Below are 24,476 nucleotides of genomic sequence, written 5' to 3'. Positions count from 1 at the left end.
CTGCTCCTTTATGGGTTCTGTGGACGCCAGGGCTCAATCAACGCATCGAGGTTCAGCGCATCGGCGAAGTCGAGAAACTGATCGCGCAACCAGCTGATCTGCGTCCCGGCTGGCAGGGTCACAGTCAGGGTAGCGTTGAGCATGGTGCCGCCGGTCTGTGGGGCCAGGTAGGTGTCACAGGTAAGGTTCTCCAGTTCGACGTGGTGGTCGATAAAGAACTGGCACAGTTCGTTGAGAATGTCCGGACGGTAGGCCGAGCTGACATACGCCACATAGGGCAGAGCCTGCGGGCGGCTATCCGAGGCGGAACTGCGGATCACGTTGACCGAGAAGCTGTGTTTCTTGGCCAGTGCCGGCAGGCTCGATTCCAGGCGCGCCAGTGCGTCCCAGCTGCCGGATATCTGCAAGACCAACGCGCTGTACTCGCCGTGTCGGCTCAGGCGAGTGCTGACCACGGCGCAACGGTTCTCGTGACTGGTACGGCAGAGCACATTGGTCAGCTCCATGGCATTGGGGCCAAGGGCGCTGATAAGCAGAAATTGTTCGCGAACTGGGGGGGTGGACATGCAGCCTTCCTAAACGATAAGCGGTCGACCTGCTTGCACAGTGTCGATCAAAGCCGGAAGGGTAGCGAAAAGCACCGCTAAGGGGAATGCCGGCGGGGCTTGGTGATGAGGAATCTGCCGCGTTTGTCTGATAAAGATTGTATACGCGTTGCCTCGGGACTTCGCTTGTGCAAGGCAGGTGGCCCCAGTACCATTACGGCTCTCTTTTTCCGGCAGGAGCGGTTGCATGATTGCGGGCAGTATGGTGGCACTGGTTACGCCCATGGATGCGCAAGGCGGTCTTGATTGGGACGGCCTGAGCAAACTGGTGGATTTCCACCTGCAAGAGGGCACCAACGCCATCGTCGCGGTCGGCACCACGGGTGAGTCCGCCACGCTTGACGTGGGTGAACACGTAGAAGTGATCCGGCGCGTGGTCGATCAGGTTGCCGGGCGCATCCCCGTTATCGCCGGTACTGGTGGCAACTCCACCCGCGAGTCGGTCGAACTGACCCGCGCTGCCAAAGAGGTTGGTGCCGATGCCTGCCTGCTGGTGACCCCGTATTACAACAAGCCGACCCAGGAAGGCCTGTACCTGCACTTCCGCCACATCGCCGAGTCGGTGGCCATCCCACAGATTCTCTACAACGTGCCAGGCCGTACCGTCTGCGACATGCTGCCGGAGACGGTTGAGCGTCTGGCCAAGATCGACAACATCATCGGTATCAAGGAAGCCACTGGCGACCTGCAACGCGGCCAGGAAGTACTGGATCGTGTGAGCAAGGATTTCCTGGTCTATTCCGGTGACGACGCCACTGCCGTTGAACTGATGCTGATGGGCGGCAAGGGCAATATCTCGGTAACCGCCAACGTCGCCCCGCGTGCGATGAGTGATCTGTGCGCCGCAGCCATGCGTGGTGAAGCCGCCATCGCGCGCGCCATCAATGATCGTCTGATGCCGCTGCACAAGGCGCTGTTTATCGAATCCAACCCGATTCCGGTGAAATGGGCTCTGCATGAAATGGGTTTGATGCCAGACGGTATTCGTCTGCCACTGACCTGGCTCAGCCCACGTTGTCATGAACCGCTGCGTCAGGCCCTGCGCCAGTCCGGCGTATTGGTTTAATTGAGGAATTACTGCGCATGAAGCGACTCACCGGACTCTCCACCCTGGCCCTGATCATCGCTGGTACCAGTGGTTGCGGCTGGATCTATGGCGAAAACGGCTATTTCCGTGACCGTGGTAGCGACTACCTCGAAGCCCGTCAGACGGCCACGATGCAAATGCCGCCAAACGTCGACGCCAAGCGTATCGACCCACTGTTGCCCGTGCCGCAGCAGGTTGCCACCACCACCGATACCGGCGAATTTATCGTGCCGCGCCCGCAAGCCCTGGCTGTGACCGGTGATGCCAGCGAGTTCAGTCTGCAGAAGAGCGGCGAGTCGCGCTGGGTTGTGGCGCAGCGCGTACCGGCCGAAGTCTGGCCTGTGGCGCGTCAGTTCTTTGCTGACAACGGCTTCCAGATTGCAGAAGAGCGTCCGCAGACTGGCGAGTTCAGCACCGCTTGGCAGCGTTTTGATGCACTGTCCGAATCCATGGCGCGTCGTCTGAGCAGCCGTGTATCTGGCGTAAATCCGGATGCCGAAACCCGTGTGCGGGTGCGTATCGAACCGGGTGTGCAGCGCAATACCAGCGAAATCTTCGTGGTCAGCGCCGAGCGTCCAGCTGGCAGCACTGCCGATGTCGCGTTCACCAACCGCAGCAGCAACCCAAGCCTGGATGCCGCGCTGCTCGATGAAATGCTCGTGACCCTGGCGCGCAGCGCCGAGCAGGGTGGTTCGGTCTCCTTGCTGGCTGCTCGTGATTACGACGCACCGAACCGCGTTAGCTTGTCTGAAGACGGCAACGGCAACCCGGTGTTGAGCCTGGGTGCTGATTTCGACCGCGCCTGGTCCGGCGTTGGGCGCTCACTGGAAATGGCGGATGTCCGTATCGACGACATCAACCGCAGCCTGGGTGTGTACTACATCAACCTGGCCGAGCGTGCGCAGAAGCCGGACGACAAGCCTGGCTTCTTCGGTAGCGTGTTTGGCAGCGCGCCGAGCAAGGAAGAGATCGACGCCCGTGCCGAGCGCTATCAGGTACGCCTGACTGCTGTTGGCGACAGCGTGCAGGTCACCGTGGAAAAAGACCTCAACACCATTGCTCCCGCCGACGTGGCGCGCAAGGTGCTGGACCTGATCCAGGAAAACCTTGGCTGACAGCAGGCAACTGCTGCACCGGCACTACCAATAGGCGAAACCCGGCGGGTTTCGCCTGTTTTGTTTACCAAAGGCGGAAATTCCGACATGAGCACAGCCACTACCCTGAGCCTGAAGAAAATCTATTCGGGCAAAGTCCGTGATCTTTACGAGATCGACGACAAACGCATGCTGATGGTCGCCACCGACCGCCTTTCGGCATTCGACGTGATCCTCAGCGAGCCGATTCCGGAAAAGGGCAAGATCCTCACCGCCATCTCCAACTTCTGGTTCGACAAACTCAAGGATTTGGTGCCCAACCACTTCACCGGCGACAAGGTTGAAGACATCGTCCCCGCCGCCGAACTGCCTCTGGTGGAAGGCCGCGCAGTCGTCGCCAAGCGTCTTAAGCCGGTCGCGGTAGAGGCCATCGTTCGTGGCTACATCGTTGGCTCCGGTTGGAAGGAATATCAAAAGAGCGGCACCGTCTGCGGCATTCAACTGCCTGCGGGCCTCAAAGAAGCGGCCAAACTGCCGCAGCCGATCTTCACCCCCTCCACCAAGGCCGCCGTGGGCGACCACGACGAGAACATCAGTTTCGAGCAATGCGAAGCGATCATCGGCGCCGAGCTGGCCGCCAAAGTGCGCGACACCTCGATTGCCCTGTACAGCGCAGCGGTTGAATACGCAGCCACGCGCGGCATCATCATCGCCGACACCAAGTTCGAATTCGGCCTGGACGAAGACGGCACCCTAACTCTGATGGACGAAGCCCTGACGCCAGACTCCAGCCGTTTCTGGCCGGCAGACAGCTATGCAGAAGGCAAGAATCCGCCAAGCTTCGACAAACAGTTTGTGCGTGACTGGCTGGAATCCACCGGCTGGAACAAAGAACCACCAGCACCAGCAGTGCCTGCCGACGTCGCGCAGAAAACCGCCGACAAATACCGCGAAGCCCTGACGCGCCTGACCGTCTAAGTCGCAGCAATGCGCGCGTAAGCGCGATACAGAGGGGTGCTACGGCGCCCCTTTTTGTGGGCGATTGTTTAGCCTCCACCCGCCAGAATGTGCCGCTGGTCATCGCCTTTGATCGCAAGCATCTGAAAGTATGTGAAAAATTTCAAAACTGGGGTTCGCCAAACGCACTTCAGCTGTTATCATGCGCGCCGCCACGGGAAGATGCCGGAGTGGCCGAACGGGACGGATTCGAAATCCGTTGTATCAGCGATGGTACCTAGGGTTCAAATCCCTATCTTCCCGCCATATCGAAACACGCTTAAGCCCTTGAAATGATTAGACATTTCAGGGGCTTTTTCATTTCTGGCGTAAAGATTAGGACTAAATTCGGACCAAATCAGCGTTTTGCAGTCCGTTATTGACCGCCAGAGTCCGCAGCAAACCCCATCATTTCTGAAACGATGCCGGCCATGCTCTTCGTGTTGGTGGGTATCCATCGCGCATAGTGCTTCTTCACCATTGTCGTGTCGGCATGCCCAAGCTGCCGCGCCACCCATTCCAGCGGCACGTAGCTCGAAATTGCCTGGCTGGCAAAGGTGTGCCGACACTGGTTTGGCCCTCGGTGGGGTACGCCGCTGCGCTTCAAGTGAGCGGTAAACCACTCGCTGACGTTCTGCCCACTCCATGCAACTCCGCTTACAGCATTGCGAAACAGCAGGGTTACCCGCTCTTTCTTGCGGCTCACGTTGTCACGCTGAATGATTTCGATGGTTGCTGCCGGGTATGACTCGGCGTCCACCAGGATCTGCCGCAGCAGGCCCATGGCCGGTGCTATCAGTTCGACGAAGCGAATGCGTGACCGCTCCTTTGGCACCTTGTACTCAGCACCAACGCGGGCGCGACGCACGTGCACGCCACCCGCTGCAACATCAACGTCCTCTACTGCCAGTGCGATGATTTCCGACAGCGAAAGGCCTGCCCAGCAGTTGAACAGGATCATGCGCACATCAGCCATGCGCCCAGGATCACCAGCGGCTATGAGGTCGATTTCATCACGGCTGAACGGGTTGGCGAACTCTGCATCACTGTCGCGCTCAATGTTGCTTACGCGATCAAGTGGGTTGGTGCGCAGTATCCCGTCTTGAAAAGCATCACCCCACACGCCGCGCACTACGGTGAAAATGTCGTTCACAGTCTTTGGCGCGAACCCTGCCTTAAGCAGCTTGGCCTGGAATAGCTCCAGATCGGTCTTGCCTGTGTCGACGATGCGGCGAGGTCCAGCCCACTCTATGACGTGCTTTGCCTTGCTGGCGTAGTTGTCGTAGGTGCTCTTCGCCTTCTTTGCTCGCTGCACCTCAAGCCAGCGCTTCACACCATCCGCCACAGTGCGCTTGGTGTCGGGTCCACCCACGCCGGAGAACATCGCCGAGCGGGCCGACTCAGGGAAATGCTGCGCGTAGTCGAATCGACCTTCCTTGATTTCGGCAAGGATCGTGCGGCGCTTGTTGTCCGCATAGGCAATCGATGCCTTGGTGATGTTCGACACGCCTGGAATTGGCTCGCGGCAGCGCTGGCCATGCAGATAGAACGATATGCGCAGCTGATTACCGTTGATTTCAACGCCGCGAGGGAGGCTTTCAACCCCTCGCGGCAGCTTGTCCTTGCTCAAGGCTTGCCCCCCATCCAATCAGTAATTGCAGGTCGGCTGTAGACATACTGCCCCATGGGGTCTTTACGGTAGTGCTTTCCTTCCAGCCATACACCGCGCTCGCGGTACTTGCGTGCGGCTTCACTGGTGATGCCGAACACAGCTGGTAAGAGGTTGCCCCGGAACCAGTCGGCCGGGTTGATCAGTGGTTGAAGCTTTTCGGCGGCAGCCATGGGGATTCCTCCGCGCCGGAATGGCCGGCGCTGTGATTAGTTGGCGGTGGTTGGTTGCTGGCGGGTTAGAGCGGGGCGTTTTCGATCATGGTGATGATGTGGTCGAAGCCTTTTACGATGCTTAGCGGGCGGCCTTTGCTGGCTGCCCGCAGTTTGTTGATCAACGATTCACGGCCTACCGGCGAACGCAGCAGGGACTTGCAGGCGTTGACGATATCCACGGCATCGCGCTTGCCCTCGTTGAACATCACCTTGTTGATTGGCTCGCTGGTTGGCTTGCGCACCAAGTCTTTGGCCATGTTGCGCAGTTGTTTGCGTTCTGCGGGTTTGAAAGCTGTGCAGTTCATGGGTTACTCCGGCGTGATGGTCCTGCACCGCAAGCAGCGGCATTCGATGACAGGCTTGAGGGTGGTGCGGCAGAAGGTGGGGCGGGGCTGATGCATCAAAACTCCGTGGTCAGTGAGCCGTTTGGCATTACTTTCATCACGTCAACTTCAAGGCCTGGCTCTCTGGTTTCTCTCGCCCACGCTTCTGCGCTTTGAAGTGTTCCGCAGTAAACATCGACCTGTTCAAACAGGGTGCCGGGGTTGAGAACAACGGCAAACTTGGCAGCTGGTGGTGGCTTTGGCTTACGGTTATGTCGGACTGCAGGCATGACTTATCCCTCGCCAGTGGCGTGAAAGTTGGAAGTGGGGTATTTGTTCAGGCCCGGCATGGGGCCGGATTAAGGGATTGCTTATGAGGCAGACATTTTGGACGCTTGTTTCTAGAAGCCTTGGCTATGCATTTTTATTTGCCGCAGGCGCTGGTATGCCAATTGCGCTTTTTTTTGGGTGCGTTGCCTTGCCGGAATTTGCTGCGACTACTGCAATTTGGCTTGTGGTTTCAGTTTTATTAATCGTTGGCCCTGAAAGCATTTCAGAGCTTTCGATTGGGGTCGCATCAATTAAGCGCGACGTTCAGTCGGCCAGGGATGCAAAGGAAGAGGCAGAGCAGATACGCGACAACCTTCGCTCTGTAACCAAGCTAATAACCGAAGCGGCTTACATAACAGCCGGAAGTAGTTTTTTAGCGCAAGGTCAAAGCCCAGCAAGAAGCAGGATCGAAGAAGTGTTGGGCGATCTTGAGTCCTTTGCTGAGGAAGATCCCGAAAAGCGCCGGCTCTGGTGCGAGAAAATGCAAGCAATCTTCAATGACCGCGCGACGCCTTAGCTTGCCGTCTAAAATGCCCCTGCCACCCTCCCGCCCGAGCATCAGGCAGGGAGTGGGCGGGTAGGGTGGTGGTTTATGCGGCCAGCGCTTGGCGTGGTTGCGGTGACCAGGTGTCGTTGGCTGCTGCGATTGCAGCCATTGGCGGTGGGCTGACGCTGTTGCCGCACATGAACACCTGCTCCGACTTCGTGAACTTCCGACCATCGTGCCCGCGGGTGATGATGTAGCTGGGCGGGAAGCCCTGCGCGGCGTACAGCTCATGCGGCTGTAGCATCCGCAGGCAGATATCCACAATGACGTAGGGGTCGCCACCGATCCAGACTGTGACCAGGGCCAGCCGGTCCTTGGTGGTCACGGTGCTGACTGGCTCATCCATGCCGATCACGTTCTCGCCGATGCCGTGGTACTTCATCAGGAAGGCTGCACAGCGCAGCGCACCCTCTTCAGCATCCGGCGAAAGCTTCAGCTCAACCAGCGCCGACTTTCCGCCACCGCCGGCGGTGATCGTCGGCGAAGGTTCGTCCAGGCCCTGGCCTACGCTTGCACCAAACTGCCGAGACAGGAAGGCCGTTGCCAGTGCGTGGTGCGTGCCACCTGCGCTAACAGTGTGCAGTGGGTCTTCTACATCGCGTACATCACAGTTGCCGCGCAGGTGCACAAGGTTGGCAGTCACTAGCCGCTGCTGACTGCCGCTGTTCGTCACCGTTGAGACTGTCTGGTCCATGCCGCGTGACAGCATGGTGTTGAAGCCGCCATTGGCTTGCTCAAGAAAGCAGGTGGCAACAGCCGCGTCGCCTTTGCTGGTGATCGTGTACATGGGGCTGTCTGCGCTGCGCGGCTCGGTTTGCCCGGCCCGTCCACCAACGCCAACCAGCGTTGGCGAGGCCAGTGCAAACGATCCACCGCGCGGCCAGGCTGTGACAGTGTTCAGCGGTTGATCCACTGGATGCATGGCATCGCGTGACCAGTTGGCGATTGGCACGATAAAAGGCTTGGCCTTCTGCAGCACCTCGCGCTTGATGCCCTTTGCGATGCGGCGCTCTGTTGCATCTGCCAGCGGCTTCTTGCGGTCGAAGATGCTCTGGCTCGGCAGGCTGAAATCAATGCACTCAGCTGCCGTGCGGTAGGGCTTCTGGCCCTTGCCTGGCTTAGCGGCATGGGTTGGCTTTGGCCATACAATTGGCTTGCCGTCACGCCGCGCCACCAGGAACAGGCGTTCGCGGCTAGTTGGAGCTCCGAAGTCGCATGCCTTGATGATGTTGTGCTCAACGGTATAGCCCAACGCCCGTAGGCAGCCGAGGAACTTGAGCCAGGTAGTGCCTTTACGTTTAGGGTCAGGCACCAAGAACTGCTCACCGCGTGGGGTGCGTTCACCTGGTGCTGCAACAGTGCCGTCCAACTTCATCACGCGGCCAGTCTTCTTGCAGCGCTTGGCGATAAGCGGGCCCCACTGGCGGATCTGCTTCACGTTCTCCAGGCTGATGATGCGCGGCTGCCCGATGCCAGCCCACTTGACCACCACCCAGGACAGGTCGCGCACTTCCTTCTTGCGCGGTTGCCCGCCGGCCGCCTGGCTGTGGTGAGTGCAATCCGGCGATGCGTGGAACCAGCCAATGCGCCGACCGGCCAGCACCTGAACAGGGTCAACTGCCCACACGTCCGTCTGCAGGTGCAGTGCGCCCGGGTGGTTGGCTTCATGCATGCTGATGGCCGCAGGGTTGTGGTTGATGGCGATATGCACTGGCCGCCCCAGGCCCATCTCAAGCCCGGTACTGGCACCGCCGCCGCCGGCGAACAGGTCAACGTTGATCTCGTCGTCGATCTCGTCCAGCGCCAGGCCGTACTGGGTATGGAAGTCAAAAGGTGCAGGCTTTTTCAGTGAAGTCATTGGTTGATTCCTTGGATTGCAGGCACGGGAAATCGCCCTGGTGCAAGGCGCTTTCCGGTATCGGCGGGAATTAGCGCCCCGGGCGGGGCGCTATTGGTCAGGCTGCAGCGGCGGGGTTCATCGCGAAGTAGATGCGGGCGCATGCTTCGGTGTCGGGACGGGCGCGGTGGCCACCTACCAGCTCTTCGCCAGTGAAGTGCAACAGGGCCTCGGCCACGGTCGGCACCTTGTACTGGTTGCCGAAGCCTGCGCGGATCATCTTTTCAGTGGGCGGGCACTTCACCAGGTTCTTGCTGGTCTGGCATGTGCAGTAGTTGGGACCGGCCTTGAAGTCGTCGGCAATCTCTTCGCCGAAGAAGCGCATCAAGCCGATGCGCAGAATGCGGTCATCGAACGACACGTTGTGCGCAACACGCAGGCCTGCTTGACGCCAGATGGCCAGGAACCCCAGCAGCGCCTCCGCTTCCGGTATGCCTTCGGCTAGTGCCATTTCAGTGGTGATGCCATGGATGGCGGCCACTTCCTCAGGGATCACCCAGCCATCAGGGCGCACCAGCGCTTCAAAGCTGTCCAACAGTTCGCCCTCAGGCGTGTAGAGCTGGGCGCAAATGTCGACGATATGCGGCTGATCGGGGTGGTCGCTGCGGTCTTTGAAGTTTGGAAGGCCAGTTGTCTCTGTATCGAATACGCAAATAAGTTCGGACATGGTGTGTACCTGGTGGGGCAAAAGAAAGGCCGCTTTACGCGGCCTTGGAAGTTGGTTACTCGTCAGCCGGTTGCTTACTGGCTGGCAGCGGTGACGCGGTAGACGTTCTGGTCTGGTGTGTCGCCCTCGGTTTCAAGGGCAATCACGTTGGCATCAAGCAGCTGGATGGCCACGCTGTTGACCTGATCGCTGTCCAGGGCAAAGCGCGACTGCAGCCAGGGCAGATCGATGCTGTCCTTGCGCAGCACCATGACGGTTATGTCGTCGATGGTGTGGCCGCCAAATGCTTCTCCGGACAGTGGACTAGTTGGCGCAGATTGCGGCTGTTCTTCGTCCACTACAACGCTAGGAGGCGTCTGCACCAACACGTCACGCGAGCCGTTGCTGTTCATCGCAGTGACAATGCCGCCTTCCTCAAGCGCCTCGATCAGGCGGGCGGCGCGGTTGTAGCCGATCTTGAGTTTGCGTTGCACAGCGGAAATGCTGGCGCGCTGGCTCTCGATCACGAAGGCGACCGCTTCCTGGTAGAGCGGGTCAGCAGCTGTTCCCCAGGTGCCTTCTTCCGGTTCACGGTCCAGGCCCATGCCTGCGGCCAGCTCGGCGGCAGACAGCGGCAGCTCGCGCTGATCACGCTCCCCCCGGATGCCGTCGACGCCTTCCGCGTAGTCGTTCGGTGCCAACACCAGCAAGGCCAGCTTGCCGGACAGATCAATCAGGCCATGACGGTTCGGGTCTTGGGCATCCACCGAGCCGGTGACGGTGATGCTCTTTTCCTTGAATTTCGAGTCGGCAATCTTGATTGGGATGGTGTCGACGCTGCGCGAGCTGATGATGCCGATGGCGGTGTGCACCACTTCGTTTGCCTGCTCGGTGATGCGGTCAATCACTTCCTGCTGGTTTTCCTCGTTCAACTTGCTGAACGGGGTCTTGATGTTGCGCAGCTCGAAAAGCGCCGCCTCTACTAGGTCGTGCACCATCAGTTGGTGAGCTAGCACCATGGGTTCCACGCCGTGCAGGCGGGCGCGTTCTATTGCATCGCGATGTTCGATTTTCATCGGGGGTCTTCCTAATCGTGGGTGGCAAGGCGGTAAAGCGCGCGCTTCTCATGCCGGCTGAGTTTTGGTGGCTCGCCGGCACGCTCGAAGCGTTCGCGGATGCTGTTGGTAAATTTGAATTCCTGGTCGTTGCTGGCATTTAGCTCGGCGCAGACCAGGGTGCGGACAAATGCCTGGCGAGCGCCGATAGCCATGGAACACCGCCTTAGGCTGCAGCCTGATTCAGCTGCACGCCCTGGATGTGCGCGACCAGGGCACCGCAGATGCGCGGGAAGTCGCTTTCCCGGTACAGCATCGCGGAGCGCTCACGATCGATAGGCTCAAAGCCAAGCGAACGCAGGAAGTCAGCCGTCAGGGTGAAGCCGAGGCGCGAACCAATGTCGCCCAACTTGATACGCTGGCCGTTGTCAGCGGCTTGCTGGGGTTCTGGTTGCACAACCTGAGTAACCGGCGCTGCTGTCACAACTGGAGCAGCGGCAACAGGCGCAGGCGTTGGTGCTACCTGCTGAGGCTCTTCCGCTGGTTTAGCTGCCTGCTGCTGGGCGGCCAGTTCCTCTTCGCGGCGCACCTGCTCGGCCTGCTCATGCTCACTGATGCGAACCTTGATCAGCGCAACCAGGTCGTCATTCGCTTTCAACACCAGCTCAGGCGCATCGTGGAACAGGAAAGGGTGTCTGATGGCCAGCTCGTTCAGGCTTTTCAGGTTGGCGCGGATGCCATCGCCGATCTGGCTGGCCTCGATTTTTGCCCGGGCCAGTTCACTGTCGGCGGCTTCTTGAAGGCTTGAAACTGTCTTCTTGCCCTTGATTGCACCGGCGAAGTCAGCAGCAATCCGTGGCAGACGGATCTTCCCGCCAAGGGTGCTGTTGATCTGGTCAATGTGCGTCTGCAGGGCTTTGGCTGCATCAATGACAATGTCTTCGCGGATCGACTTCTTGCGGCTTTCAACCAGCTTGTTCAGTTCCAGGCGCTTGGCGCGGGTCTGGGCGCTGATTTCGTCGATGGTGCGGAACACCTGATCAATGTCAGCGGTTTGGCCAAGAATCTGCTTCTTCACCATTTCCAACCGCTCTTCAACGTCGCCGCACCATTTCACGGTTTTGTCAGCGTCGGCGAAATCTTGATCGTCCTGCAGATCGGTTTTGATATCGCCCAGCACGGCCAAGGCGTGACGCTTGAAGTCTTCCAGGTTGGAAGCCTTAACCATGCCGGTCACTTCAACGCGCAGAGCTGGCAGCTGCTCTGGTGCCAGGCCGACCGCTTCAACCTTGGTTTCTTGCGGGGCGAACTCGACCAGCTCTTCTTCGAACTGCTTCCAGCCCGCAATTAGCTGTTCGCGCCGCTCAGGGACTGACTGGTATTCCATGTGAGCGAACTTCTCGCGGGTGCCGTCTGAGCACACGAAAATCACGCGATCTGCACCGCTGACCAGCAGTTGCTGTTCCAACTGCCAGTAGTAGTGCGGCTCCAGCTCGCCGGTACGGATGCTGGCTACGACGCGCTCGTTCCACAGTTTGTGTTCGAACAGCGTGTCGCCCAGCATCGTGGCGCCATCCATGCTGGCCAGCAGATTGCCGCTGGTGCCAACGATTGGGTACAGCTCTTCGCCGATCAGCTCTTCAACCAATGGGCGCGCCATTTCCTCTGCCGCATGGCCACGGTCAAAGACAACCTGCTGCTGCGGCGTTACCTCCGGAACAATGCCGGTTTTCTTCATGGTGAGCAGGTCGGTGCGGCTCTGGTACTTCGAAGCGCCCATCATCGCGGGTGCCTCGGAAGCGGTGAAGTAGCTGCTTCGTAGGGCGTGCCACTCGGCGGTGCCCTGTTGGACGTTATGCACTTTCATTGGTGACTTCTCCGTCGATGGGGGCAAGTGCGCGGATGCGATCCTTTTGCGCCTCGCTGAGGGTGTACTTGCTGCTGATGGTTGCCATCAGGTGCTCAGGGCTGGTTTTGTTCTGCGCGATCATTCCGCGCCACTTGTCAGCCGATTCATCGAGCTTGCTGTCGGGGTAGGCAGGCAGCTCTTTGGGCGCTTCCGGCTGGCGAGCCGGGCCGACTTCACGCTCGTTAGGGGTGTCCATCAGCTCTTCGGCGACGGGCATGCCGCGCAGCACGTCGGGGAACACGTCACGAAGGGCGAAGGCGCGGGCACGCATCTGACGCATGCGCTTGGGGTACTGGCTCCAGGGGCCTTGCTTGCCAGCCAAACCAGCCAGCTTGGCGTCGGCCATGCTGAACGTGCGTTCCTGCTCTTCTTCGCCGCGGCGTTTGACCCGGCACTTAGCTGTCTCGCCATCGTCGCTCTCGTACACGTACTCACACAGCGGCGAGCTGCGAACCAGGGCGATAACGGCGTCACCCCAAAGCGATGGCCGACCGTTGATGACGGCGATGTTCTGCATGGCCTGCATCGGTTGCAGGCCGAGCTCCATGCCCCACTGAATGGCAACCAGGACGTTGCCCGGCTTGCGCTGGTAGTCCTTCGGGACAATGTCAGCCTGTGACAGGTGATCAGCGAAGCGCAGGGCCTCGTCGATGTTCTGCGGCATCAGGCTGAAGGTTTGTTTGACGGCTATTTCGGACATGACAATCTCCCGCCGCGCCAGGCGCAGCGAATGGGTAGGGATTCTGGGATGGTTGGAACAGATGGGGTCAGCGAACCCCGGGAGAGGCGCGTACGGTGTTCATGGCGTAACCCGTGCTTCTGCAATCTGGTTTTCTAGCCTAGCGACCACCTTGGACTGCATGTCGACACGCGCACCAAGAGCCTTCTTCACGCCGAGCATGGTGATTTCATTACCCCGAATAAGGCGTTCACCCCATCCAGTTGATCGGTCGCTGTAGGTCAGCACTATTGATCCGACACCCGAAATATTCAGCGTGATTCCATGTTGATGGCCAGATAGCTGACAGGCGTCAAGCGCTTGCTTGAGGCGTTCCAACGTTTCACGTTCTTTATGCAATTCTTCGCAGAGCTCTTTCAGCTCATTGATGCTCATGGCTTCACCTCAAACCGCAGCACCCAGATTCCTTCACTGCGCGAGGCAAAAGTCGGCACGCCGTAGCCGTACCGGGTGGCCAGGCTGATTGCCTCAGCCCAGGTCTTGCCTGCTACCTCATGAAATTTGGCTTTCATCGTCCGAACTCCTTTTTGACTTGGGCGTCGACGGCCAGCGCCACCGCTTCTTGCAGCGGGCCGGCGATCAATGAAACGTTCTGCTTGGCGATGAACCGGGGATCTACGTCGATCAGCCCGAGCATCTGCGACCAAAACTCTTTGCGCTGGGCAGCTGGCGCTTCGGCCATGGCCTCTTCCAGTTCCTGCCAGCCCAGGTCGTTGCGTACCTGGTCGCAGCGCAGATCGAAGGCACGGCCGCTGCGGTCTTCGCGGTCAATCGCCGCGTAGTAACCAGCCTCAAGCGAGCCGGTGTTGCTGATTGCGTGGTGCATGGTGGTGTTCTCCGGGTTCATCCCGTTGCACCCGGTTGCCCAGGTGCAGCAGTGATTCGTCGGTGCTGCGGCCTCCGTTGTTCGGCACGGTGGGCTGGCCTGCCTTGCGGCTCTCGGGGGAACTTGGTTCCCGACAGATCACCGCGCCATGTGGCCGTGATCACTCTGTTTTGGCGCTTTACGCTGCACGCCTTGGGTGAGGCTCCCCATCTGAACCATTGCGGCCGGTTCATCGCTGCCCGTCGCTGGCCGGTTGTGGCTGGCGATGAATCAATAATCACGTAACGTGTTTGATCTGTCAAACACGTAATGTGATTTATTTTTCAGCAGGCGCAAAAAAACCCGCTTAGTGGCGGGCTTGTTGTTGGGTCGTGTTACGCGGGCGTGACTAGGTATGCAGTGTGTCGCGTATGCGTCACAGGTTTAGCGCATCAGCAGGAAAACCAGAAGTAGGGCGATAACTGAAAGCCAGGCGATGATGACGCGAAGAGGGCGCTTGTCGCCCTTAAAGGCGCGGTCGAGCCAGTAGATCATAGAGTTGAAGCTCATCCCTTGATCCAGAGATAAAGCCTTCCAAGCGTTGGCTGGAAAAGCCAGGCGAACCAGGCTCCGACAATGGCGAAAGCGCAGCCCCATCGAAATGTCGGCCGCCACCACCCAGCCTGATAAGGGTAATGGATATCAAACAACGCTCTCTGTGACGGAAGATTAGGCTCCCATCTCCCGTAGTGATCGAGCCAGTCGATGCTACCCAGCAATCCAGTAAGGATCATCGCCAAACCCACAACAAAAATGGCGAATCCGAGCCTGTTAATTGGGGTTCTCAGGCTGCCAAGTATCTTTTCCACTGTTAGAGCCCTGTTATTTTCGCGTCAACCACCCGCCCGATAATCCGCCACTCGCCGTCCATTTCGACAGTCTTGAACGCCGGATTTAGCGGAACCAGGTACTCGGTTCCAGCATCGCGGGTGTATTGCTTGAAGGTCGTTTCGCCATCGCGGTGCTTGGCAATGTAGAACTTCCCATTGATCACGTCGAAGCCCTCAGACTTGACCAGAATCTTGATCCCGTCCGGGAAACTTGGAGAGCCATCAGACTTCATTGACTGCCCCTTAACACTCAGCCAGTAGCCTGTAGCACCGGCGTTTTCAGTCGACTCGATCAGTTCTTCTCCGTCCCCCGGATGATAATTATCCGGCGATTCTGCGCGCTCACCTGCAGCTACCCAGCTGATCAGCGGGTATGCCTGCGCACTGCGATGCGGCTGCAGCGCAGGCGATAGGTTGGAGTGCTCGTTAATTGGCTCATGAGCCATCAACTGCTCAGGCCTGATGCCAAGCACCTTCGATATCAACTCAATGTCAGCAAGCGTCGGCTCCCTGGAGTCTTTTTCGTAGTTGCCAATCCGTGACTGCGATGACCAGCCACAGGCCCTTGCCAGCTTGGCCTGGGACATGCCGGAAAGCTGCCGGTAGTGAGCGATTCGTGAGCCGAGTGTGTTCATGCCCGAAATTGTAATCACGGTACGTAATGGCGTCCGTCCACTTATTGTGTTTGCAGTAATCACGTATCGTGTTTATCCTTTGGGCAACGACTCAGTAGGAGCCATGTGATGAACCGTATTCGAGAGGTAAGGGAGGCCGCTGGCGTGACCCAGTCTGCCCTGTACCGCAAGCTCGGCTGGAAGCAGCCGCGGCTAGCCAATTACGAGGCTGGCATTCGTACGCCCAGCCTCGGTGATGCCCGCGCAATTGTTGCCGCACTCAACGCCCTTGGTGTTGCAGGCGATCTGGTGGATGTATTTCCGCCAGAGACTGACCAGCAACCAGCAGCAATGGCGTCGTGACCATGTCTACGGAGCTATTGAGCCAGGAACAGACGGTAAGGGCCCGCAAGAACTATGCGGTTCTCATGCAGCGCCTTGCGTCGATAGGCAACGCACCGGTTGCGCTTGCAGTGGGTTGCGATGAAGCAACCATCAGCCGCATGAAGCCGGAGAAATTCGAGCAGCTGTGCCAGATCCTGGCCGTGCTCGACTTGAAGATTGTCCCGAAGGAAATGCGCTGCTTTAACGAGCGCGACATCGAGACGATCTTGCACCAGGCCAAGCGCTACATGGAGCACATCCAGGGTGTTGATCAGTTGGAGTTCGACTGACGATGCCGGCCTTCCAGATCAACGATGCAGAGTGGTCAGCCCTGGTTGAAGAGCCGGGCGACGTGTTCCTGCTGTATTGCTCGATCAGGCGCTTTATGGACTACGGAACCGGCATTGCCGGCGTTCGTCGTCGTATCAGCGAGCAGATGCTGCGCGAGGTCTTGTACATCACCCCAACTCGGGGCCGGCACGAAGCCGGATCGCCCAGCCGCCAGCGTGTTCGCTCGGTTCTCGACAGGCTGCTAACCCTCGGGGTTTTGGAGCTGCGCGGGCCGATGGTCTACCTGCTTCCACTCGCCAGCAGGGATGGTCTGCCCGAAACATCAGCAACCGAACAGCAACCACATCAGCAACCCCATCAACAACCGAACGAGAACCACGCTCAGGCCAGCAATGACGGGGCTTGCGGCGACGGCGACAACGTATCAGCAACCGCATCAGAAACACCCGCCCCCCTGAACAACAACCTACCTCCGGTATCCGGTTCTCTTCCTACGTCACGTCACCGCGTGCACGAGCCTGCAGACCGATTCCCGATGCATGACGACTGGAAACCCACCAGCAGCGGCTGGAAAGCAACAGCACTTCGAAACGGCCTTGGCGCAAAGCCTGTAAGCCAAGAGCTGCTGATGGAGTTTCGTTCGTACTGGATCAACCGCCCAGACAAGTACCAATCCCAAGGCCAGTGGGAACACGAACTGGCACAGAAGCTCAAGCGCGAGGTGCGAAATGCACAACGACCAGGATCTGCCCAAGCAAAAACCCATCCGAACGGCACCATCGGCAGCAGCCATAGCCGTAAGGGCTCTGTCTCAGCAGTCGGTAGAGTCGAGCAAGCCATTGAGCGAAACCGCGCAGAGCGAGCTGACGCTAGCGGACGCACAGCGCCTGGAACGCATGGAGCTGTTGTGGTTGACGATGGTGCAGACCTACGGCCACCGCTGGACGTCGAGTTTTGGCGAGAGCCCAACGCTTGAGCACGCTTGGGCAAAGTACCTCACCGGCCTCACCGGCAAGCAGATTGCCAACGGTCTAGCCCAGCTCGACACCGTAGACAACAACGGCTGGCCGCCATCGGCACCGCAGTTCCGCCAGCTCTGCCAGCAAGTACCAGGGCTACCAACTGAGCCGGAAGCGTGGGAGCAGGCGCTGCGCGGCGAATACGGCCACCAGGCGGTCAAGGTCGCTGCTGAGGCAACCGGAACGTTCGACCTCAAGAGCGCAAAGCGCCATGACAAGGGCCTGCGCGAACGTTTCAACCGGGCTTACGCAATCGTTCGTGCACGCGCCGTGATGGGAAAGCCACTGGATGACAGCATTCCCGAAGCCATCGAGCACCAGACCAAGACCCCGATGCAGGTCCAGTACGCCGCATCGCATCAACAGGCCCGCGATCTGATCGCAGCCCAGAACCTACCAACCGACCCGAAAGCCGCACGCTCTTTGCTGCTGGCCAAGATGGGCATCAAGCGGAGTGAAACCCATGCGTAAAGTCGCGCATGCATTCGCCGCGGGCCTCGCCTGCGTCTTGCTGGCAGAGGATCACCCTCTGTTGGCCATTGCACTGTTCGTGCTGATTACGTGGCAGCCAAAGGAGCAAGCCCATGTCTGACCTCAAGCCAGTTGCGTTCGTGGTACCAGGTGAGCCAGTAGGGAAGGGAAGGCCGAAGACGTCCGCTCGGAAAGTCGGCGACAAAGTCATCACTCGGCACTACACGCCAGAGAAGACAGCCAACTACGAGGGATTGATTGCACACGCTGCGCATCAAGCGATGGCAGGGCGTTCACTCATCACTGGCGCCGTGATGGTCGAACTGTTCATCACCGTCAGCGTGCCTCAATCCTGGTCGAAAAAGCGGAAGCTGCAGGCCCTTGCGGGCCAGATATTCCCAGTCAAGAAACCCGACAAGGACAACATCATCAAAGCGATCTATGACGGGCTCAACGGCGTGGTGTGGGTTGATGACGTACAGGCCGTTGATGGGAGGCAGCGCAAGCGCTATGGCGATGTGCCTGGCGTGCAGGTGCGCGTCATCCCCCTGATTGAGGGGGCATGCTGATGCGCTGGCACTGCAAGCGGCTGCATGACGGCTGGGTAATGATCGCCGTTGACGTATGCCTGACCGATGACAACTCACCCGAAGCCATGGCCGGCCTGCGCTACGCCGTGCATCCGTTCGTGTTCGACGAAGACCCCGAAGCCTTTTGGCTGACGATTTCTGAAATGCAGCAGCGGGCGCTGGCAGTCGCTCAACCACTGCCTGCCTCGCGTGCGCGCGCGTTTGGGGGGTGACTATGCGGGCAACGGCCGAGCAACTGCGGGTTGACTGGTTCCAAGTGATCACTGGGCTTTCGCGTGCCGGCTATTCGCCCCAGTCCGTTGCTGACGCCATCAAGGTTGCCCGTTCAACGCTGCTGGGTTGGAAGCAGGGTGCCGAACCACGTTACAGCGAAGGGGAGCGCCTGGTGGCGTTCTGGTGCCAGGTGACCTCGCACAGTCGTGACCAGTTACCACTGGTTGGCGTTGGCGATTGGTGGTCCTACCACTCAAGTGCTGGCTACAGGCCATAAGTCCGACGAACGGTATGCTCCAGAGCGGGCGCACGTTAGATCAAAGTACACAGAGTTATTCAGGGTTTGTTCACACAGTTATCCACAGGCAGGCGTGTCGACCCCATTGCAGAGCGCATGAGAGCTGACTATCGTGGGTTCAGCTGGTGAAACGTACAGTGCCAGGATTGGGGTAAAGACAAAGGAAAACCCCCATCCGAAGCGCTGTATGGCCCTACTCGAAGCCATAAAAAAACCCCCAACGCGGCAACGTCGAGGGTTTTTGGTGGAGTGGTACGGGATTCCAGTAGCCCCTCCGGGTACAGCAGAAGTTATTGCAGGAGACTTCGACTCACACTTCGCCCTAGGGCAGAAGGTGTATGAACTGTATTTACGTAAGTACGTATCGTCAATATACGCCTAAATATATCGGCGCAATTGCGGTGGTAAAGCGACCGGAGGTTCCTCAGCTTGATGAAAGGGACCACGAATGGAAGAACGCAAGGCTGTACTTGAATTGGTAAGCGCCTTGGAAGAGGCAACGGAGAAGGCTCGATCTGTACTGTCCTTGCTGTGCGAGAACGGTATCAGCGTTGATGGCTTCACGATCAACCACCGGGGCGTGATGGGTTCGCTCTGGGTGCTTGATGATTACATCAAGCAGATCGAGGGGCGTCTCACGACATTCAGCCTCCCGCCAGCCGCCAACGACGACTGACCAGGAACCCCGCTTCGGCGGGGTTTTTTGTGCCCGCCAAATAGTCGGGAACCCGACAGCCCACCTCTCAGAAGCTGAGCTCCCTTGCATACCAAATGCCCCGGAGACCCAGCCCATGCCAGCCCCCGAAGACCTCGCCGTACAGACCCCAGGCGAAAACCTGACCCCAGCGGTAACCGAAACCCCGACCAAGCCAGCCAACGAACAACTGGAAGAACCAGCCAAGCCTGCAGATGCAGCGTTCAACCTGGGTGGCCCAGCGTTCACCGCCAAGCACAACGGTGCCGGCCGCTGGAAGATTTGGTTCGCGCCAACGGAGGGCAAAGCCGACTGGTTTAGCGACTTCGTTGGCGACAAGCCAACCGCCCTGGTCGAGGCCGAGCGCCTGAACGCTGGCGGTGAGCCCTATGTCGCTGCCACGGCCCCGACTAAGCCAGCCGAAGAAGCCAAACCGACCGCCAAGGCGTCAGGCGCTGTCGATCCCACCACGCTCAAGCAACCAGTCATGACCGCAGAGGGCTGGCTTTGCCCTGAGCCGGTCGTGAAGGAGTAGGCCCATGGGAAGCAAGCCGAAGAAGCCAAAGGTTGTGGCTCAACCAGCACAGCCAGATCCCGCCGTTGAAGCCCAGAAGGCCGCCGATGCTGCAGCCGTCAAGGCCAACGAAGAGACCGCCACCCGCAAGAAGCGCAGGGCCGAGAGCAGTTTGCTTTCGTCTGCTGGTGCGCAGGGTTCCGGCACCGTCCTATCCCAAGGCAAGAGCACCCTCGGATCATGACCGCAGACCAGATCGCCAAAACGCTGAGCAACATGAAGTCTCAACGCTCGCCGCATGAGTCGGTCTGGCGGGATTGTTACGACCTTAGCCACCCGATCCGTGGGTCGGGTTTCTATTCAAACGTCATGAGCGCCGACGAGGCGCTTCGTCGTCGTGCACGCATCATCGACTCTACGTTGACCGATGCGGCGCGCATCCTGGCGAGCGCGATCATGGGCGGCATGACCCCGGCCAACTCCCTGTGGTTCGGCATGGACGTGGGCCAGGAAAGCGAAGAGGAACGCCGCTGGCTCGATGACTCCAGCCACTTCATCTGGGAGAACATCCACGCCAGCAACTTCGACGCGGCAGCCTTTGAGGGGCTGATTGACGTTGTCGATGCTGGTTGGTTTGCCCTGTACATCGATGAAGACCGGGAGAAGGGCGGTTACACCTTCGACCTGTGGCCCATTGCGAGCGTGTATTGCGCAGCCTCCAAGGCTGGCGGTGCGATCGATATCGTCTACCGCAATTACAAGATCACCGCTGAGCAGGCGTTCAACGAGTTTGGCGAAGAGCTGAGCGACGCCACCAAGAAGCTGGCCAAGGACAAGCCGGCCGAGCTGGTCGAGTTCGTGCACGCGATCTACCCGCGCAGCACGTACATGGTCGGGGCCAAACTGGCGAAGAACATGCCCATTGCTTCATGCCAGGTCGAGGTTGCGGCCAAGAAGCTGGTGCGTGAGTCGGGTTATCACGAAATGCCGGTTGTTGTGCCGCGCTGGATGCTGATTCCCGACAGCGTGTATGCGGTAGGCCCGGTGATGGATGCCCTGCCTGACGCCCGCACCCTGAACGAACTGTGCAAGATGGACCTTGCTGCCGGTGACCTGGCCATTGCCGGCATGTGGATTGCCGAAGATGACGGCGTGTTGAACCCGCGCAGCGTCAAAGTTGGCCCGCGCAAGATCATCGTTGCCAACTCCGTCGACTCGATGAAACCGCTGCAGAGCGGTTCGAACTTCCAGTACGCGGAAACCAAGATTGCCCGCCTGCAGGCCAGCATCCGCAAGATTCTGATGGCCGATCAGCTCCAGGCCCAGGACGGCCCGGCAATGACCGCCACCGAGGTGCATGTGCGGGTGGCGTTGATTCGGCAGTTGCTTGGCCCGGTCTATGGCCGCCTGCAAGCCGAGTACCTGCAACCCCTGATCACCCGTTGCTTTGGCATCGCCTACCGCGCCGGCGTGCTTGGCCAGCCCCCGCAGTCGCTTGCCGGCCGTAACTACTCCATTCGCTACATCAGCCCGCTTGCCCGCTCGCAGAAGCTGGAAGAGGTCACCGCCATTGACCAGTTCGTGGGTGGTGCCGTGGCTGCTGCTGCCATTGACCCCACCGTCATGGACAACGTTGACCTGGACGAAGCGCAGCGCATCCGTGGTGAAGCCTTGGGCGTGCCGAGCGCAGTCATTCGCAGCAAGGCAGATGTAAGCGCCAGGCGTGAGCAGCGGGCAGCTGATGCCCAGGCGGCGCAGCAGCAAGAGCAGCAGGTAGCAATGCAGCAGCAGGTTGCCGAAGCCGCAACGAAGAAGGCAGGTGCTGCATGACCATGACCCCAGAGCAAACCGCCGCGATGTTTAAGCGCGTGTTTGAGGATCACCACGAAGGCCGCATGTGCCTGGAGATCCTGATTCAGCGCTTTGCCCGCAACGCGGTAACCGTTGGCGGCATTGATGCCGTGCTCAAGACCTACCAGCAGGACGGCAGCCGCAAGGTGCTGGATCACATCATGAACCAAATCAACATCGCCAACGGCCTGCGGGACGATGGCAAAAACGACGAAGAGGAACAGCAACCATGAATAACTTTGTGCACCGCATGCTTGGCCATTTCTTCATGGCAGAGGCTGGCGAAGGTGGCGACCCTGGAGCCGGCGCTGCCGCTGCAACCGCTCCAGCCGCCACAGTGCTGGACCAGGGCAACACCACCACGGACTACATCCCCGAGAAGTACCGCGTCAACGGTGCCGACGGCAAGCTTGATCTGGAACAGTCCAGCCGCAAGCTGGCCGAGTCCTACAGCCATCTGGAGAAGCGTTTCGGCAGTGGCGACGCACCGCCCAAGACCGCCGAAGAGTACGCGCCCAAGATCGAGGTGGAGGGCTTCAACTTCGACGAGTTCAAGGCCGACGAGACTGGTAAGTCGTTCCTGAAAGGTGCGCATGCCAAGGGGCTGACCAACGACCAGGTGTCGTATGTGATCGGCGAGTACCTGAAAGCAGCGCCCGGACTGGTCGAGGGTGGCGCGATTCTCTCGCAGCAGGACTGCACCGCAGCGCTGAAAACCGTGTGGGCCGATGACCAGTCGATGAAAGCAGGCGTCAGCGCGTCCTACCGTGCAGCCCAGGCCTTTGCCAGCGAAGGCACTGCACCGGGCAACTTCGATGCCCTGATGGCCAAGTATGGCAATGACCCCGACTTCATTGCGTTCACCGCCAACATTGGCAAAGAGCTGCGCGAAGACGTGCCAGTCTCCGGCAACCCAGCCAGCGAGGCTGACTTTGCTGTGAAAGCCGCCGAGCTGCGCAAGCAGCTGGAGGAAATGCCGATCCATGATCCGAAGCGCGCCGCGGTGAAAGCCCAGCTCGACGGCATGTACGCAAGTCGCTACCCAACCGGCGGTGGCAAATTCAAATAGTCGGGAAACCGACACCCTCGATGCACAAACATCGCAGGCATCCCAGCAATGGGCCGGCCTGCGGTGGCAACGCAGATACCCGGATAGCCCCGAGGCGCAGCAAAGCCGATGCACGCCAGGAATACAGGCCCACCCAGTGGACACCCTGCAGGCAATCCCTTACTGCATTGGAGTGCACCTTATGTCCCAGCAAATCACCGAAGCCTTTGTCCAGCAGTTCGCGGACAACTTCATGCACCTGGCTCAGCAGGCTACATCGCGGCTTGAGCCTACTGTCACCATCGAGCCGAACATCGTCGGCATGTCCAAGTCGATCAACCGTCTTGGTCAGCGTACTGCCAAGCGCCGCACGCAGCGCCACGGTGACACCCCGATCAACGATCAACCGCACTCGACTCGGTTCGTAGACCTCTACGACTGGGAAGACGGCGACATGGTCGATGACCAGGACAAAATCCGCATGCTCACTGACCCGAGCTCGGAGTACGTCAAGGCCATGATTGCCTCGCTGAATCGCGCCAAGGATGACGTGATTATCTCGGCTCTCGGTTCCAGCTCTCGCGCAACCACCGGCGGCATCATCCTGCCGGCCAGCCAGAAAATTGCGGTTGGTGGCACTGGCTTGACCAAGACCAAGATCATTCAGGCCAAGAAGATGTTCCGCCTGAACGAAGCGGACGAGGAAGCCGGCGAAGAGCTGTTCATGGTCTACCACGCCCAGGCGCTCAACGACATTTTGGCCGACACCACTCTGACCTCCGCTGACTTCCTGGCGGCTCAGATGCTCCAGAGCGGCACGCTCAAGGGCAAGTGGATGGGCTTTAACTGGATTCCATCCGAGCGCCTGCCGAAGTCCGGTGCAACCCGCTACTGCTACGCCTACGCCAAGACCGGCGTAACGCTTGGCAAGGGTGCGGAAATCATGACCGAGGTTGGCAAGGACCCTGGCAAGGGCTTCAACGTCCGTATCTACGGGAAAATGTCCATCGGTGCCGTTCGGGTGGAAGAAGAAAAGGTTGTGGAAATCGCGGCCAACGATCCGTGACAGCAGGGGCCAGTGATGGCCCCGTTCCACTTTCCACCCCATTGATTCAGGAGCACACATCATGGCTGTAGTTACCACCAAATCCACGGCGGTCACCGCTGGTGACGCATTCCCTCAAACCCTCACTGCACAGAAGATCGATGGCGGCCGCCTGCGCGAGCGCGTTGGTGTTATCGAGGCGGTAAGCGGTGATTCCATCGCTTCGATCTACCGCATGGCCCGCGTGGGGTCCGGTGACCGTATCAGTCGCGTGCTGCTGTCGTGCGATGCGATCACCACCTGCGCCGCTGACGTTGGCATCTACGACATCAGTTCGGTGAACGCTGGCGCGGTTGTCGACGCTGACTTCTTCGCCTCGGCCCAGTCGCTGGCCACGGCCCTGGTCAATCAGGACGTGACCCACGAAGCGGACGCCGCAGACGCTGGTGCAGGCTTCGGCCTGGCTGACGTTGAAAAGCCGCTGTGGCAAGCGCTTGGCCTGGCCGCTGACCCGGGCAAGCAGTACGACATTGCCGTAACCCTGACCGCTGCCGCCGGCTCCGCTGGCACCGTGGCGTTGAAGGTGCAGTACGTCGACGGGAACTGACCGACAGCCATGGATGGCGCATTAACAGCC

The 24,476-nt window shown here is 59.5% G+C and carries 35 protein-coding genes and 1 tRNA gene; 21 read left to right on the top strand and 15 right to left on the bottom strand.

What is annotated here, in order from left to right; translation table 11 throughout:
• Nucleotides 1–8 precede the first annotated feature (8 nt).
• A complete protein-coding gene (locus DBR00_RS11660; RefSeq protein WP_108486501.1) occupies nucleotides 9–566 on the bottom strand; it encodes a glycine cleavage system protein R in 558 nt (185 codons plus the stop codon).
• Between the two features lie 226 nt (nucleotides 567–792).
• Here DBR00_RS11660 and dapA point away from each other — a divergent pair, with 226 nt between their 5' ends.
• From dapA to DBR00_RS11640, 4 genes are all read left to right on the top strand, one after another.
• On the top strand, nucleotides 793–1,671 hold the full coding sequence (gene dapA, locus DBR00_RS11655; RefSeq protein WP_108486500.1) for a 4-hydroxy-tetrahydrodipicolinate synthase: 879 nt from the start codon (nucleotides 793–795) through the stop codon (nucleotides 1,669–1,671).
• 17 nt (nucleotides 1,672–1,688) lie between these two features.
• Nucleotides 1,689–2,807 carry an outer membrane protein assembly factor BamC gene (gene bamC, locus DBR00_RS11650; RefSeq protein WP_108486499.1) on the top strand — a complete coding sequence of 373 codons (1,119 nt, stop codon included), beginning with the start codon at nucleotides 1,689–1,691 and terminating at the stop codon, nucleotides 2,805–2,807.
• Between the two features lie 87 nt (nucleotides 2,808–2,894).
• Nucleotides 2,895–3,764 (top strand): phosphoribosylaminoimidazolesuccinocarboxamide synthase, encoded by an 870-nt coding sequence (locus DBR00_RS11645; RefSeq protein WP_108486498.1) that lies wholly within the window; start codon nucleotides 2,895–2,897, stop codon nucleotides 3,762–3,764.
• Nucleotides 3,765–3,959: 195 nt separating this feature from the next.
• Nucleotides 3,960–4,049 (top strand) — tRNA-Ser (locus DBR00_RS11640).
• A gap of 109 nt (nucleotides 4,050–4,158) precedes the next feature.
• Here DBR00_RS11640 and DBR00_RS11635 read toward each other — a convergent pair.
• The 3 genes from DBR00_RS11635 to DBR00_RS11625 all read right to left on the bottom strand — a co-directional run bounded on the left by DBR00_RS11635 (nucleotide 4,159) and on the right by DBR00_RS11625 (nucleotide 5,971).
• Nucleotides 4,159–5,412, bottom strand: a complete 1,254-nt coding sequence (locus DBR00_RS11635) for an Arm DNA-binding domain-containing protein (RefSeq protein WP_108486497.1) — start codon at nucleotides 5,410–5,412, stop codon at nucleotides 4,159–4,161.
• Nucleotides 5,409–5,624 (bottom strand): excisionase family protein, encoded by a 216-nt coding sequence (gene xisR / locus DBR00_RS11630; protein ID WP_108486496.1) that lies wholly within the window; start codon nucleotides 5,622–5,624, stop codon nucleotides 5,409–5,411. Before xisR ends, DBR00_RS11635 begins: the two co-directional genes overlap by 4 nt.
• Before the next feature lie 65 nt (nucleotides 5,625–5,689).
• Nucleotides 5,690–5,971, bottom strand: a complete 282-nt coding sequence (locus DBR00_RS11625) for a hypothetical protein (protein ID WP_108486495.1) — start codon at nucleotides 5,969–5,971, stop codon at nucleotides 5,690–5,692.
• Between the two features lie 391 nt (nucleotides 5,972–6,362).
• Between DBR00_RS11625 and DBR00_RS11620 the strand changes: the two genes are divergently transcribed.
• Nucleotides 6,363–6,836: a hypothetical protein gene (locus DBR00_RS11620; protein ID WP_146180691.1), complete on the top strand. Its 474-nt coding sequence runs from the start codon at nucleotides 6,363–6,365 to the stop codon at nucleotides 6,834–6,836.
• Nucleotides 6,837–6,909: 73 nt separating this feature from the next.
• Here the strand turns inward: DBR00_RS11620 and DBR00_RS11615 are convergent, their stop codons facing one another.
• From DBR00_RS11615 to DBR00_RS11570, 11 genes are all read right to left on the bottom strand, one after another.
• Nucleotides 6,910–8,724: a DNA cytosine methyltransferase gene (locus DBR00_RS11615; protein ID WP_108486493.1), complete on the bottom strand. Its 1,815-nt coding sequence runs from the start codon at nucleotides 8,722–8,724 to the stop codon at nucleotides 6,910–6,912.
• 97 nt (nucleotides 8,725–8,821) lie between these two features.
• Entirely contained in the window at nucleotides 8,822–9,430 is a 609-nt protein-coding gene (locus DBR00_RS11610) for a 3'-5' exonuclease (protein WP_108486492.1), read from the bottom strand.
• A 74-nt stretch (nucleotides 9,431–9,504) separates the two neighbouring features.
• Nucleotides 9,505–10,485 (bottom strand): DNA translocase FtsK, encoded by a 981-nt coding sequence (locus tag DBR00_RS21275; RefSeq protein WP_108486491.1) that lies wholly within the window; start codon nucleotides 10,483–10,485, stop codon nucleotides 9,505–9,507.
• A gap of 11 nt (nucleotides 10,486–10,496) precedes the next feature.
• Nucleotides 10,497–10,679, bottom strand: a complete 183-nt coding sequence (locus DBR00_RS11600) for a hypothetical protein (RefSeq protein ID WP_108486490.1) — start codon at nucleotides 10,677–10,679, stop codon at nucleotides 10,497–10,499.
• Between the two features lie 11 nt (nucleotides 10,680–10,690).
• Nucleotides 10,691–12,331 carry a YqaJ viral recombinase family protein gene (locus tag DBR00_RS11595; RefSeq protein ID WP_108486489.1) on the bottom strand — a complete coding sequence of 547 codons (1,641 nt, stop codon included), beginning with the start codon at nucleotides 12,329–12,331 and terminating at the stop codon, nucleotides 10,691–10,693.
• Nucleotides 12,318–13,073 (bottom strand): hypothetical protein, encoded by a 756-nt coding sequence (locus DBR00_RS11590; protein WP_108486488.1) that lies wholly within the window; start codon nucleotides 13,071–13,073, stop codon nucleotides 12,318–12,320. Before DBR00_RS11590 ends, DBR00_RS11595 begins: the two co-directional genes overlap by 14 nt.
• 99 nt (nucleotides 13,074–13,172) lie before the next feature.
• Nucleotides 13,173–13,487, bottom strand: coding sequence for a hypothetical protein (locus DBR00_RS11585; protein WP_108486487.1), 315 nt, complete (start codon nucleotides 13,485–13,487; stop codon nucleotides 13,173–13,175).
• Nucleotides 13,484–13,624, bottom strand: a complete 141-nt coding sequence (locus DBR00_RS20670; RefSeq protein WP_158271565.1) for a hypothetical protein — start codon at nucleotides 13,622–13,624, stop codon at nucleotides 13,484–13,486. The genes DBR00_RS11585 and DBR00_RS20670 overlap by 4 nt, the downstream gene beginning before the upstream one ends.
• The gene (locus DBR00_RS11580) at nucleotides 13,621–13,938 is read right to left on the bottom strand and encodes a hypothetical protein (RefSeq protein ID WP_108486486.1); all 318 of its coding nucleotides are present in this window, start codon (nucleotides 13,936–13,938) and stop codon (nucleotides 13,621–13,623) included. The genes DBR00_RS20670 and DBR00_RS11580 overlap by 4 nt, the downstream gene beginning before the upstream one ends.
• A 423-nt stretch (nucleotides 13,939–14,361) precedes the next feature.
• Entirely contained in the window at nucleotides 14,362–14,592 is a 231-nt protein-coding gene (locus DBR00_RS20550; protein ID WP_146180690.1) for a hypothetical protein, read from the bottom strand.
• A gap of 196 nt (nucleotides 14,593–14,788) precedes the next feature.
• The gene (locus DBR00_RS11570) at nucleotides 14,789–15,442 is read right to left on the bottom strand and encodes a LexA family transcriptional regulator (protein WP_108486484.1); all 654 of its coding nucleotides are present in this window, start codon (nucleotides 15,440–15,442) and stop codon (nucleotides 14,789–14,791) included.
• Nucleotides 15,443–15,550: 108 nt separating this feature from the next.
• Here DBR00_RS11570 and DBR00_RS11565 point away from each other — a divergent pair, with 108 nt between their 5' ends.
• The 16 genes from DBR00_RS11565 to DBR00_RS11500 all read left to right on the top strand — a co-directional run bounded on the left by DBR00_RS11565 (nucleotide 15,551) and on the right by DBR00_RS11500 (nucleotide 24,446).
• Nucleotides 15,551–15,784, top strand: coding sequence for a helix-turn-helix transcriptional regulator (locus tag DBR00_RS11565; protein WP_108486483.1), 234 nt, complete (start codon nucleotides 15,551–15,553; stop codon nucleotides 15,782–15,784).
• A 2-nt stretch (nucleotides 15,785–15,786) separates the two neighbouring features.
• Nucleotides 15,787–16,095, top strand: coding sequence for a CII family transcriptional regulator (locus DBR00_RS11560; protein WP_108486482.1), 309 nt, complete (start codon nucleotides 15,787–15,789; stop codon nucleotides 16,093–16,095).
• 2 nt (nucleotides 16,096–16,097) lie between these two features.
• The gene (locus tag DBR00_RS20545) at nucleotides 16,098–17,072 is read left to right on the top strand and encodes a DnaT-like ssDNA-binding domain-containing protein (RefSeq protein ID WP_146180689.1); all 975 of its coding nucleotides are present in this window, start codon (nucleotides 16,098–16,100) and stop codon (nucleotides 17,070–17,072) included.
• A complete protein-coding gene (locus DBR00_RS11555; RefSeq protein WP_108486574.1) occupies nucleotides 17,014–17,586 on the top strand; it encodes a hypothetical protein in 573 nt (190 codons plus the stop codon). Before DBR00_RS20545 ends, DBR00_RS11555 begins: the two co-directional genes overlap by 59 nt.
• Nucleotides 17,579–17,707 (top strand): hypothetical protein, encoded by a 129-nt coding sequence (locus DBR00_RS21050; RefSeq protein WP_256582995.1) that lies wholly within the window; start codon nucleotides 17,579–17,581, stop codon nucleotides 17,705–17,707. The genes DBR00_RS11555 and DBR00_RS21050 overlap by 8 nt, the downstream gene beginning before the upstream one ends.
• Complete coding sequence (locus DBR00_RS11550) at nucleotides 17,700–18,155, top strand: RusA family crossover junction endodeoxyribonuclease (RefSeq protein WP_108486481.1); 456 nt, start codon at nucleotides 17,700–17,702, stop codon at nucleotides 18,153–18,155. The genes DBR00_RS21050 and DBR00_RS11550 overlap by 8 nt, the downstream gene beginning before the upstream one ends.
• A complete protein-coding gene (locus DBR00_RS11545) occupies nucleotides 18,149–18,388 on the top strand; it encodes a hypothetical protein (RefSeq protein ID WP_108486480.1) in 240 nt (79 codons plus the stop codon). The genes DBR00_RS11550 and DBR00_RS11545 overlap by 7 nt, the downstream gene beginning before the upstream one ends.
• A gap of 2 nt (nucleotides 18,389–18,390) precedes the next feature.
• Nucleotides 18,391–18,666, top strand: coding sequence for a hypothetical protein (locus DBR00_RS11540; protein ID WP_108486479.1), 276 nt, complete (start codon nucleotides 18,391–18,393; stop codon nucleotides 18,664–18,666).
• A gap of 469 nt (nucleotides 18,667–19,135) precedes the next feature.
• Nucleotides 19,136–19,363 (top strand): hypothetical protein, encoded by a 228-nt coding sequence (locus DBR00_RS11535; RefSeq protein ID WP_108486478.1) that lies wholly within the window; start codon nucleotides 19,136–19,138, stop codon nucleotides 19,361–19,363.
• Nucleotides 19,364–19,478: 115 nt separating this feature from the next.
• Nucleotides 19,479–19,916: a hypothetical protein gene (locus DBR00_RS11530; protein WP_108486477.1), complete on the top strand. Its 438-nt coding sequence runs from the start codon at nucleotides 19,479–19,481 to the stop codon at nucleotides 19,914–19,916.
• Nucleotides 19,917–19,920: 4 nt separating this feature from the next.
• Nucleotides 19,921–20,139 carry a hypothetical protein gene (locus tag DBR00_RS11525; protein WP_108486476.1) on the top strand — a complete coding sequence of 73 codons (219 nt, stop codon included), beginning with the start codon at nucleotides 19,921–19,923 and terminating at the stop codon, nucleotides 20,137–20,139.
• Nucleotides 20,136–21,725, top strand: a complete 1,590-nt coding sequence (locus DBR00_RS11520) for a portal protein (protein WP_108486475.1) — start codon at nucleotides 20,136–20,138, stop codon at nucleotides 21,723–21,725. Before DBR00_RS11525 ends, DBR00_RS11520 begins: the two co-directional genes overlap by 4 nt.
• Complete coding sequence (locus DBR00_RS11515) at nucleotides 21,722–21,979, top strand: hypothetical protein (protein ID WP_108486474.1); 258 nt, start codon at nucleotides 21,722–21,724, stop codon at nucleotides 21,977–21,979. Before DBR00_RS11520 ends, DBR00_RS11515 begins: the two co-directional genes overlap by 4 nt.
• Nucleotides 21,976–22,815: a hypothetical protein gene (locus DBR00_RS11510; RefSeq protein WP_108486473.1), complete on the top strand. Its 840-nt coding sequence runs from the start codon at nucleotides 21,976–21,978 to the stop codon at nucleotides 22,813–22,815. Before DBR00_RS11515 ends, DBR00_RS11510 begins: the two co-directional genes overlap by 4 nt.
• 181 nt (nucleotides 22,816–22,996) lie before the next feature.
• The gene (locus tag DBR00_RS11505) at nucleotides 22,997–23,860 is read left to right on the top strand and encodes a phage capsid protein (protein ID WP_177479973.1); all 864 of its coding nucleotides are present in this window, start codon (nucleotides 22,997–22,999) and stop codon (nucleotides 23,858–23,860) included.
• 61 nt (nucleotides 23,861–23,921) lie between these two features.
• Complete coding sequence (locus DBR00_RS11500) at nucleotides 23,922–24,446, top strand: hypothetical protein (protein ID WP_108486472.1); 525 nt, start codon at nucleotides 23,922–23,924, stop codon at nucleotides 24,444–24,446.
• Nucleotides 24,447–24,476 lie beyond the last annotated feature (30 nt).

This window comes from Pseudomonas sp. HMWF032 (assembly GCF_003060885.1).
Classification (GTDB): Bacteria; Pseudomonadota; Gammaproteobacteria; order Pseudomonadales; family Pseudomonadaceae; genus Aquipseudomonas.
Note: the sequence above shows the minus strand (reverse complement) of the source record. Positions and strands in the feature narration are given on the sequence as shown.